Annotated in this window: 9 protein-coding genes and 1 pseudogene; all 10 read right to left on the bottom strand. The window is 48.9% G+C overall.

The genetic code is table 11. From position 1 onward, the window contains the following. Positions 1-199 precede the first annotated feature (199 nt). Positions 200-343 (bottom strand): annotated as a pseudogene (locus PGS38_RS03505) (transposase); the annotation flags it as partial. Positions 344-407: 64 nt separating this feature from the next. Next, positions 408-2483: an efflux RND transporter permease subunit gene (locus PGS38_RS03500; RefSeq protein ID WP_117804618.1), complete on the bottom strand. Its 2076-nt coding sequence runs from the start codon at positions 2481-2483 to the stop codon at positions 408-410. A 228-nt stretch (positions 2484-2711) separates the two neighbouring features. Continuing rightward, positions 2712-3590 (bottom strand): NifB/NifX family molybdenum-iron cluster-binding protein, encoded by an 879-nt coding sequence (locus tag PGS38_RS03495; RefSeq protein WP_055227718.1) that lies wholly within the window; start codon positions 3588-3590, stop codon positions 2712-2714. A 121-nt stretch (positions 3591-3711) separates the two neighbouring features. Further along, positions 3712-4950, bottom strand: coding sequence for an aminopeptidase P N-terminal domain-containing protein (locus PGS38_RS03490; protein WP_119188680.1), 1239 nt, complete (start codon positions 4948-4950; stop codon positions 3712-3714). Positions 4951-5069: 119 nt separating this feature from the next. Continuing rightward, the gene (locus tag PGS38_RS03485) at positions 5070-6329 is read right to left on the bottom strand and encodes a S41 family peptidase (protein ID WP_055220738.1); all 1260 of its coding nucleotides are present in this window, start codon (positions 6327-6329) and stop codon (positions 5070-5072) included. Between the two features lie 83 nt (positions 6330-6412). Beyond that, positions 6413-7327, bottom strand: a complete 915-nt coding sequence (ftsX, locus tag PGS38_RS03480) for a permease-like cell division protein FtsX (protein ID WP_022461639.1) — start codon at positions 7325-7327, stop codon at positions 6413-6415. Continuing rightward, the gene (gene ftsE, locus PGS38_RS03475) at positions 7317-8000 is read right to left on the bottom strand and encodes a cell division ATP-binding protein FtsE (protein ID WP_022461638.1); all 684 of its coding nucleotides are present in this window, start codon (positions 7998-8000) and stop codon (positions 7317-7319) included. The genes ftsX and ftsE overlap by 11 nt, the downstream gene beginning before the upstream one ends. A gap of 26 nt (positions 8001-8026) precedes the next feature. Then, positions 8027-9115 carry a PucR family transcriptional regulator gene (locus PGS38_RS03470; protein ID WP_117510479.1) on the bottom strand — a complete coding sequence of 363 codons (1089 nt, stop codon included), beginning with the start codon at positions 9113-9115 and terminating at the stop codon, positions 8027-8029. A 185-nt stretch (positions 9116-9300) separates the two neighbouring features. Next, complete coding sequence (locus tag PGS38_RS03465) at positions 9301-10170, bottom strand: YitT family protein (protein ID WP_117510478.1); 870 nt, start codon at positions 10168-10170, stop codon at positions 9301-9303. A gap of 5 nt (positions 10171-10175) precedes the next feature. Beyond that, entirely contained in the window at positions 10176-10862 is a 687-nt protein-coding gene (locus PGS38_RS03460; RefSeq protein ID WP_117510477.1) for a WecB/TagA/CpsF family glycosyltransferase, read from the bottom strand. Between the last annotated feature and the right edge of the window lie 118 nt (positions 10863-10980).

Here is a 10980-nt window from a genome sequence, read left to right as displayed (position 1 = left end):
TTGCAGGCTGAAGTAACGAGAATGCGACGCGCAGTTTTCAATAAACGCCAGGATATCATCCAGTGATCTGTCACTATGAGAATACGCTTCATAAAGAGTAGTTTTTATCTTTTCAGATTTTCCGTATTATCCTTCTTCTTTTCCGGTATACTTCTTCCATTTGACACTCCCCACAGCAAGGGGTTTTACGACGCATTGGATAAGCAGCAAGCTTTCGGATCACGCCATTATCCCTTACAGAATAATGGATTGCATCGATGTAGAGAATAGGATAGACCTCGTCCAGTGGCCGGTTCTGCCAGTCTTCAATCCGTGGCAGAATCTTATCCGTCACATCAGAAATTTGAACGCAAAGCAAAAAAATTCCCCCGCACCAGCTACTTCCGGTACAGGGGATTTGTCATACTTTATTTTGTTTTCTTCTTTAAAAATCCAATCGATGTCTTACAGATCAGTTTATCGAAAATCATAAACATTGCCGGCAGAATCAGGATAACAACGACCATACTGATGATCGCGCCCCGTGCAAGCAGAGTACAGATGGAACCGATCATCTCAACCTGAGAGTAGCAGGCCACACCGAAGGTTGCGGCAAAGAAGCTCAGACCACTGCTGATGATGGACGGCATACTGGTCTTATGCGCAATACTGATAGCTTCTTTTTTGTCTTTTCCATTCTGGCGCTCTTTCTGATAACGGGTTGTCATCAGGATCGCGTAGTCCACGGTTGCACCGAGCTGAATCGCTCCGATTACGATGCTGGCCACGAATGGAAGGCTGGTTCCCTGATAATACGGGATTGCCATATTCAGCATAATTGCAAACTCGATGACTGCTACCAGAATAATCGGCAGAGAAATCGATTTGAAGATCAGCAGAATGATGATAAAGATTGCACCAATGGAAAGCACGTTTACGTTGACAAGGTCAGCATCGGTAACATCCTGCAGGTCTTTCATCAACGGTGCTTCACCGATGACCATTCCATTTTTATCGTAGGATTTTACGATTTTGTCAATCGCTTTGACCTGTTCGTTTACTTCATCTGTTGCGGACTCATATTCAGAGCTCACAAATGCAAGCTCATACTCATCGCTCTGCAGCATGCTTCGGAGATTTTCCGGGATCATGGATTCCGGAATCGTCGGTCCAAGCAGGGAACTCATGCTGATGGTCGATTTGACACCTTTTACGTTGCCGATCTCCTCCATCATTTTCTTTTTCTGTTTGGAATCCATATCGCGGTCCATCATGACGATGTGCATGTTGCTGACGTTGAACTGCGCTTTTACTTCATCGTTTGCCACGTTACAGTCCAGGGTAGATGGAAGGGAACGTGCGATGTTGTAATAAATCTGGGTATGATTGTTTCCGTAGATCGACGGGAACAGCAGAACCAGGAAGATCACAACCCATACTTTATAATGTTTGGTGATAAAGGCGGACGGTTTATCCAGGCTTTTTACCAGCGGTTTGTGTCTCGTTTTCTCAATTGCCTTGTCAAATACCAGAACCATGGCCGGCAGGACGGTGACACAGCAGACAACGCCGATCAAAACACCTTTTGCCATAACGATACCAAGGTCGCGGCCAAGGGCAAAGGTCATAACACACAGTGCCAGGAAACCGGCTACGGTGGTAACGGAGCTTCCGGCTACGGATTTGAACGTGTTGGCGATTGCATGGCCCATCGCACGCTCTTTGTCATCCGGGAAACGCTTTTTATTCTCCTCGAAACTGTTCAGCAGGAAGATGGAGTAGTCCATCGTAACACCAAGCTGCAGCACGGCGGTCAGCGCTTTTGTGATGTAGGAAGTCTCACCAAGGAACACGTTGCTTCCCAGGTTGTAAAGGATTGCAAGTCCGATACTTAACAGGAACAGGATCGGAACAACGAAGGAAGTCGATGTCAGCTCGATGACAACGAGGCTCAAAACTGCGGCGATGACAACGTAAACCGGCAGCTCTTTTAATGCTACGTTTTTGATATCGGTAACAACACCGGTCATACCGCCGATGAAGCACTGCTCGTTCGCAATTTTACGAAGATCCTCGATTGCCTCCATGGAGTCATCGGAAGAAGTCGTATTATCGAACAGAACGAGCATCATGGTTGCATCCCCATTGTAGAATGCTTTCCGGAGTTTTTCCGGGATCATCTCAACCGGCACGCTGATGTCTGCCACATCGTCATACCATAAAACTTCTTTTACGTGGTTTACCTGCTCGAATTTTTCTTCGAGTTTCTGTACGTCCTTCATTTCCATGTTTTCCACGACAACCATGGAGAACGCACCCATGCCGTATTCATCTACCAGAATGTCCTGTCCTTTTACAGTTTCCAGATGCTCCGGCAGATAGCTGAGCAGATCATAGTTTACTTTCGTTGCTGCCATTCCGATGACTGACGGAATAATCAGCAGAAATCCAATGATCAGCATCAGAATCCTGTGCTTGGCAATCCATTTGCCAACTTTAACCATTTTCATTCATCTCCTCTGATTCATTTTTAACTTGTTTTTCTAGTACCACATCTTACAACTTAAATGACTATTAGTCAATATTTGAAATGGTGAAAAATGAATTTTGGTCATTTTTTGTTTACTTTTACAAAAAATAACGGAAATCGGAAATGGGAATCGTTGATTTTTCTGCACATCAAAAAAGAGTGCCTGGCTCCTTCGTCCTGACACTCTTTTTTATGCATTTTTTTATTTCACTTCAACCAGCTCAATCTCAAAATTCAGCTCTTTTCCAGCCATCTCATGGTTGGCATCAAACGTGATATTGGTCTCGTCTTTTGCGGTAACTTTTACCGGGAACGGCTGGCCGTACTGGTTCTGCAGATAAACCTGCTGTCCGACCTCTACTTCCTCTGCTCCCGGAAGCTGTGCGATCGCAACGGTGAAAATTGCGTTCGGATCCGGCATTCCGTAAGCCTCCTCCGGCATCAGATGGATGTTGACTTTTTCGCCGACTTCCATCTCTGCAACGGCTGCATCGAAGCCGCGGATCATCTGGCCCACACCGCAGATGAACTCGAGCGGTTCGCCGCGGTCGTAGGAAGAATCAAACTGGGTTCCATCGTTGAAGGTTCCTCTGTAGTGGGTACGGCAGGTTTTTCCGACATTCTTACCTTCCATAACCGGAGTCGGTGCACCGCATCCGCCGCCGCAGGTTCCGCAGGAACCGCCGCAGGAGCTCTCCTCTTCCTCATGGCTTCCGCAGTGGTCGCCGCAGGAATGGCCTTCCTCGTGATCGTGGTGATCGCAGGTTGCACCCGCAGATGTGAGCGTTCCGTTTAAGTAAGCTTCCACCGCTGCATCCACATCTCCCTCCGCTCCGGAGCAGAGCTCTACGCCTGCCTCAGCAAGAGCAGCCTGTGCACCGCCGCCGATGCCGCCGCAGATCAGAACATCCACGCCCTGCTCGGAAAGAAGGCCTGCCAGTGCGCCGTGGCCGGTTCCGTTGGATCCGATCACTTCGCTGGAAACCACTTTATTGTCTTCTACTTCATAAACTTTAAAGTTCTCTGTTTTTCCAAAGTGCTGGAAAATATTCCCGTTATCGTATGTGACTGCAATTTTCATCTTGTTTTCTCCTTTTCATCTGTTCCTGACCTTTTCCTGCTTTTCCGGAAAATTTTCAGGATTTTTTGCGCCTCTTTTCTTTGGGCTTTGTTTCGGTTTGGCATCTTCCGATGTCATTTTTTTACTTTTCCTGCATAAACGCTTCAATCTGATCCGGATCACGCATCACGGCTTCAGAGAGAACCTCGCTGCCGTTTTCTGTAATCAGAATATCGTCCTCAATCCGGATACCGATTTCCCATTCGTCAATATACAAACCAGGCTCGTCGGTAATAATGGCACCCGGACGCAGCTTGTCGTTCCATGCCGCGGTCACATCGTGTACATCGATGCCGAGGTGATGGGAAACGCCGTGCATGTAATAGGTTCCGACATCCTCTTTCTTCTCGATCAGGCCAAGTTTCACACAGCCCTCGCCGAGAACATCCTTTGCGATATCGTCGAGCTCTTTTAATGTCATACCCGGTTTTGCTGCTTTTGCAACGGCGCGGTTTGCTGCCAGAACAACGTCGTAAACCTGTCTCTGACGGTCCGTATATTTTCCGTTGACTGGATACGTTCTGGTGATATCTGCGCAGTAGCCCTGGAATTTTGCTCCGAGGTCCATCAGAAGCAGGGTCTCATCCTCGCACACGTCACGGTTGGTGTCGTAGTGCAGCATCGTTCCGTTTGCACCGCTTCCTGCGATCGTCGGGAATGCGGTTCCGTCTGCTCCCTCGTGGAAAATCTTGTACTCGAAATCAGCCTGTGCCTGATACTCGGTGCAGCCCGGTTTCAGATTCTTCATCACGAATTTCAGCGCGTCGTCGGTGATCTTGATTGCCTGGCGGACGAGAGCGATCTCATCCTCATCTTTCTGCATCCGCAGTGCTGCGATGACAGGAGCAATGTTTTTAATCGGTCTGCCTGGAAATTTCTTTGCGAACTCCTCTGCCTTTACCATGTTGTAATCCGGCAGATCCTCGACCTGATAGCGGTAGCAGTCGAAATACAGGGTTCCGATGTCCTCGCGTGCCATCAGACGGTTTACCATGCCCTCAAAGGAATCCAGGAAACGAACGTCATCGATTCCGGTGATCTCCTGTGCCTCGGATACGGTTACTTTTCTTCCAAACCATCTCTCCTGGTTCAGATCCGCTTTCTCGATAAACAGAATGGATTTCTCCTCTTTTGCGGTCTTTTTCATCATCAGGATCATGTGATCTCTGCGAAGGCCGGTCAGATAGAAAAAGTTGCGGTTTGCTTCAAACGGCAGATATTCGTCTGCGCTGACATGCAGCTCGATTCCAGAAAACAAAAGCAGTGCGGAATCCTGGTCCATTTTATCAAAAACCTGTTTTCTTCTTTCTGTAAAGTTCATCTGTCTTTCCTCACTTTCTTTTAGAGCCTGCCAAGATCTGTTTTCGGCTCCTCTACTAAGATAACACGTTCGTGCTTTTTTTCCTACCTTTTTCCTGCTTTTCTGTAAAAATTCTTATTTTATTCCGCACTTTCCAGTCCTTTGACAACTTCCAACGCTTTTTCGAGCTGCACATCGCTCGTCGCGTCATCCGGCAGCTCCACCTCGACATCCGGCGTAATGCCGACCTTGTGGATGTCGTTTCCGAGCGGCGTGTAATAATGGGCAATCGTCAGTTTCACCACGCTGCCGTCCGAGAGCTGGAATGTATTCTGGACAATGCCTTTTCCGAATGTCGTCGTTCCGACAATCGTTCCGATGCCGTAATCTTTGACTGCTCCCGTGAAGATTTCTGCCGCACTTGCCGTATTTTCATTGACCAGCACGACGAGTGGAATCGAGATCGGGGTATCGCCGTCGCAGGTATACTCTTCCCGTTTTCCATTTTTATCCTCGGTATACACGATGAGTCCCTCCGGCAGGATCTGGCGCAGGGTGTCGCAGACTGCCGTCACAAGGCCGCCCGGATTGCCGCGCAGGTCGATGATCAGGCGCTCCATGCCCTGATCCTGCAGTGACTGGTATGCTTTCTGGAACTGCTCGGAGGTAAGCCCTGTAAACTCGCTGATGGCCAGATAGCCGATCTTGTCGTCCAGCATTTTACCGTCTGCCACAATCGCCGCAAGCTTCTCTTTTGTGACTTCCGTTTCAATCAGATCCGCCTCGCCTTCCCGCTCGATGGAAAGCGTCACGGTATCGTTCTCGCTGTTTTTCAGAAGACCGACCGCATCGTTGAGGCTTAAGCCTTCGAGTGTCTGCCCGTCAATCTTCACAATGCGGTCATCCGCCTGAATACCGGCCTTCGCCGCCGGGGTATCGTCCTGTACGCCGGTGACCTGCAGCTTATCGCCGTCCAGCGTCACCGTAACACCGATGCCCTGATAGTAACCCTCCTGCGCTGTCTTGATCGCTTCGTATTCCTCTTTCGTGTAATACGTAGAATACTTGTCGCCGAGGCCGCTGATCATCCCTTTATACATCGCATCCGACAGCTCTGTGTCATCCACATCGCCCGCGTAAAGCTGGCTGATCATCGCTTTGATCGCCGCCGTCTTCCGCCACGACCAGAAGCCGCCGGGGTGGTCCGCACTGCTTCCCGGCCAGAGAAACGTTGTTCCGACAAGCACGATCATTACAATCGCCAGCATCGAAATCATGCCCGCAAAGTAGCTCTTCCGCATCTCATTTTTTCGGTTTTTCTTTCTGTTTCTGCGCTTTTTCGGTTTTTCCTGCTCTGCCGCTTTTACGCCCTCTTTTTCTTCCTTCATCAGTTCTTCCAAAATATGCCTCCCAATCGAAAGATCCCGGAATCTTTTGACGGATTCCGGGACTTATTTTTACTTCATTATATTGTCTAATCCTATCAGACTTTCAAGTGTTTTCGAATCGTAAAGATACTGCCGACAAGACCGATTCCCATACCGAGAATGAGTCCGACTGGAAGCAGAATCCGGAAGACGGCCGATACCGGCATGAATGCCATAAAGTTCGACAGTACGCTGAACTCCGTCATAACGTAGCTGATGACTCTGTTGTATACAACGTACAGCAGCCCCAGCGGAATCGCTGCTCCGACAAGACCGATCAGGATACCCTCGATCAGGAACGGAGCCCTTACAAACAGGTTCGTCGCACCGATCAGCTTCATGATACCGATCTCCTCTTTCCGGACCGAAATACCGATCGTGACGGTATTGCTGATCAGGAAAACAGATACGGCAAGAAGAATCAGGATGATCGCGATGGAAACGTAGCCAATGACACGGTTCATCGTCGTCAACGTTGTTGTTGCGCCCTCGGCCTGTTTAACCTCACGGACACCGTCCAGCGAGCGGATATACTCAGCCAGTGCATCCTGCGTCTCTACCTGGTATACGTAAACCTCGTAGTGAGCAGAAGTTGCGAGCGGGTTGTCGTTTGGCTTAAAGCCGTCCTTGTATTCCTCTTTTCCTTCGAAATACTGTTTTGCAAAGTTTTCCCACGTCTCATCCGCGGAAACATACTTACATTCCTTGACCACATCGGTCTTGGCCTTGATCTCCGTTCCGATCTCATCGATCGTCGCCTGATCCACATCTTCGTTGAAGAAGACGGTCATGGATACGTCTGTCTCGGCATTTTTTACGATGTAGTTAAAGTTGATGACAACCGCAAAGAAGATACCGAACAGAAAGATACAGGCTCCCATGGTTGCGATGGATGCCAGCGAGAACATCTTGTTTCTCCAGATGTTTTTGACACCCTGTTTGATGCTGTAGCCCAGTGTACTAAACCTCATGGTACTCGCCCTCCTTCTCATCGCTGACTACCACGCCTTTTCGCATGGTAATAACGCGTTTTTTCATGGAGTTGACGATCTCACGGTTGTGGGTTACCACAAGAACGGTCGTTCCTCTGTTGTTGATTTCCTCCAGGAGCTTCATAATCTCCATGGAGTTTCCCGGGTCCAGGTTTCCGGTCGGCTCGTCCGCCAGAAGAATGTCAGGCCGGTTGACAATGGCTCTTGCCACGGCAACTCGCTGCTGCTCTCCTCCGGAAAGCTCCTTCGGGAAGGATTTGTACTTCTCTGCCAGTCCGACCAGCGTCAGGACTTCCGGCACGCGCTTTTTGATGACGCGGTTCGGTTTCTCGATGACACGCTGTGCGAATGCTACGTTTTCATAGACATTCCGGTCTTTTAAAAGGCGGAAATCCTGGAATACGACGCCGACACCGCGGCGGTATTTCGGCACTCTCCAGCGTTTCATTTTATTTAAGATCTGTCCGTTTACCTTAATGGTACCGGATGTGGGCTCGAGTTCTTTCAAAAGGAGCTTGATCAGCGTCGATTTTCCAGAACCGCTGTTTCCCACGATAAAGACGAATTCCCCCTTCTCGATGTGTAAGGATACGTTGTTGACGGCCGGCTGGCCTTTCGCGTAACTCTTACTTACACTATCCAATGTTATCATGCAATTCCTCCTTCAAGGGTTCTCGCTTAATAATCGAGCGTTTCCATGTATTTCATGTACTGCACAACCATAAGCGCAATCTTGAATGTGATCGCATCTTCAAAAACTCTAAGATCGAGTCCCGTGCTCTTCTGCAGCTTATCCAGCCGATAGACAAGGGTATTTCGGTGTATATAAAGCTGTCTCGAGGTTTCCGAGACATTCAGAGAATTTTCAAAGAATTTATTGATCGTTGTCAGTGTCTCCTCATCAAAGTCATCCGGCGATTTGTTGCCGAAAATTTCTTTGATGAACATTTTGCACAGTGGGATCGGAAGCTGGTAAATCAGACGGCCGATGCCCAGTGAGCTGTATGCATAGATATCATTCTCAGCGGAGAAAATTTTTCCAACGTCCATCGCCATTCTGGCTTCTTTGTAGGAACGCGATACTTCTTTGATCTCCTTGACAATGGTACCGTAAGCAACGTGGGTTTTCCCCTCCTCATCTCTTCCTGCTGCTTCCAGAATGGTGGCTGCCACTTTGTTCATCTGGGCATAATCCTCACCTGGAGCAAGTTCCTTGACGATGATAATGTTTTTCTCATCGACGGCAGTGATAAAGTCACCGGATTTGGTACCGAGCAGACTCTTGACGCTTTCCAGCGCCCCGCTGTTTTTATCCGGATTTGTCTCAAGAATAAATACAAGGCGGCGTGCTTCCACTTCAATATGTAACTTCTTCGCCCTGTTGTAGATGTCGACCAGCAGCAGGTTGTCGAGCAGCAGATTCTTGATAAAGTTGTCTTTATCGAAGCGCTCCTTGTAGGCGGTAAGGAGGCCCTGAATCTGGAAGGTAACCATTTTCCCGATCAGGTGAATGTCATCGTTTCCGCCTTTTACAACCAGAATGTACTCCAGCTGGTGTTCATCGTATACTTTAAAAAACTGATAATTTTTCATGGTCTGGGAATCTGCCTGAGACTGCGCAAACGTTACAATATCATTCTGGCTGATCTCAACCTCCGGAAACGTCGTTACCAGAACTTTTCCTTCTACATCAGTCACGCAGAGTTCGACACGCGAAATATTTTTGATTCCCTCAATGGTACTCTGTAAAATCTGATTTGAAATCATATTTTCTTCCCTCTTTCATCCTATAGTTTGTCTCCGGCTGCACCCGCTTTCATTGCCAGGCATATCCACACCCCTATGGTTCTGCGCCTGATGCAAAGTACCTCACAGATATACTTATTTTAATACAAAATAGACAAAAAAGGAAGAGAAAACACAACATTTATACCACAAAATACGTAAAAAGGTCAGGAGAAATCCGTCTGGAAGCCCTCTCCTAAGACCTCTCTTGCATCCGACACAACGACAAACGCGTCCGGATCGATCGTTCCTACGATCTGTTTGAGCTGCGGGATCTGTTTTTTGCCCACAACACAGAATACCATCATACGCTCTTCGCCCGTGTACATTCCCTTGATGTGGATGCCGGACGCGCCGCGGTCGAGTTCTTTCATGAGCTCATCGGCTACCTGCTCCGGATGCGCGGTAATGATAAACGCGGATTTCGCATAATTCATACCTTCCATCAGGGCATCCGTCATTTTCGTCGTCACGTAGATTGCCACGATCGCATAGAGCGAAGCGTGGATACCGAAGACAAAAATACCGGCGATGACGATGATTCCATCAAGCACCTGCATAACCTGTGCAACGGAATAGTGGCGCAGCTTTCTCTGGATCAGAGCCGCCATCATATCCGTTCCGCCCGTCGTACCGTTTCCGATGAAGACGAGGCCGATGCCTGCTCCCATCAGAACGCCGCCGAACAGTGCGGAAAGCATCCTGTCATCCGGCACCAGCTGCAGCACCGGGAGAACGGCAATCCAGAACGTATTCATCAGGGTTCCGAAGATGGTTTTCACCAGAAAATCGCGGCTCATGCGGATTCCGAACAGAAAGAGCGGAATGTTCAGCACAAGGTTCGTCACCCAGAGCGGAACTCCTTTTCCGAACAGCATCTGGCTCAGTTGTTTGATGACGATTGCAAGACCGGAAAATCCTCCAGTAACAAGCCCCGCCGGGTCGTAAATCGAGCTGGTCGCAACCGCCATGACCGCGGTTCCCAGCGTAATCAGCAGATAATCTCTCCACTGCTGTTTGTTCCGTATCCAGTTCATGAACTTCAACCGTCCTTTTCGCTGTTATATTTTGTTACCATCCACTTGAACGTATTCTTCTTTAGCAGAGTTCCCCACCAGCTCGTTTTTATACCGGCCTCGTTCTGCAGCGTCGAATGCTCGCCAAGGCTCAGCCAGATTTTTGCGCTGATTTTGCTGCTGTTTTCCAGAACGAAACGATCCTGCCGCGTTCCCGCAAGGCCGCTCACAATCACGTCCGTCGTCTGGCTGTTGATCTCGTTGACCAGGCTGTCAAACGCGGATTCCTCCAGCGTCTCGACGACAGCACCGCCTCCGATCTCAATGCCGGGATACGTTTCTGTCAGATATTTCTGCAGTGTCTGCAGTTCTTCCCCAGTGTCGCCCAGTACGAAAATCCGGCTTTTCTTCTGAATCAGTCCCCAGAAAAAGCGTGCGATGAACTCGTTCGTCTCCACTTCCTCATAGGACGGCGTCTCCGGGTCAATTCCTGCTGCCTCCAGCACCTCGGTTTCCCCGATGACCGTCAGATCCAGATCTTCGATATACTGTTTCCACGTCGGTTCCTTGCTCGCCTGCATCAGCATCTGCATTGTAACAATCCCGATGGTGTTCAGCTTATCGTTCGAGAGGTATTCCTCTGCAATCTCCATTGCCGCATCGACGCGGTAATGTTTCAGCTTCACACCTAAAATTTCCAGTTCTGCATTCATTGTTCTGTATACTTCTGTTTTCCTTCGAAATCCAGAAGCGTTTCCTCCATGTTTTCCTGCCGTTTCTTCCGGCAGCGCTGTCCGCCCTTTTCTTCTGGCAACAGCTAATCCCCATTAT

This window comes from Fusicatenibacter saccharivorans (assembly GCF_027667425.1).
Lineage (GTDB): Bacteria > Bacillota > Clostridia > Lachnospirales > Lachnospiraceae > Fusicatenibacter > Fusicatenibacter saccharivorans.
Note: the sequence above shows the minus strand (reverse complement) of the source record. Positions and strands in the feature narration are given on the sequence as shown.

Coding starts and splice junctions, on each gene's coding strand:
- PGS38_RS03460 (WP_117510477.1), bottom strand. CDS start 10,862: ATGAATGCAGAACTGGAAATTTTAGGTGTGAAGCTGAAACATTACCGC.
- PGS38_RS03465 (WP_117510478.1), bottom strand. CDS start 10,170: ATGAACTGGATACGGAACAAACAGCAGTGGAGAGATTATCTGCTGATT.
- PGS38_RS03500 (WP_117804618.1), bottom strand. CDS start 2,483: ATGGTTAAAGTTGGCAAATGGATTGCCAAGCACAGGATTCTGATGCTG.
- PGS38_RS03470 (WP_117510479.1), bottom strand. CDS start 9,115: ATGATTTCAAATCAGATTTTACAGAGTACCATTGAGGGAATCAAAAAT.
- ftsE (WP_022461638.1), bottom strand. CDS start 8,000: ATGATAACATTGGATAGTGTAAGTAAGAGTTACGCGAAAGGCCAGCCG.
- ftsX (WP_022461639.1), bottom strand. CDS start 7,327: ATGAGGTTTAGTACACTGGGCTACAGCATCAAACAGGGTGTCAAAAAC.
- PGS38_RS03495 (WP_055227718.1), bottom strand. CDS start 3,590: ATGAAAATTGCAGTCACATACGATAACGGGAATATTTTCCAGCACTTT.
- PGS38_RS03490 (WP_119188680.1), bottom strand. CDS start 4,950: ATGAACTTTACAGAAAGAAGAAAACAGGTTTTTGATAAAATGGACCAG.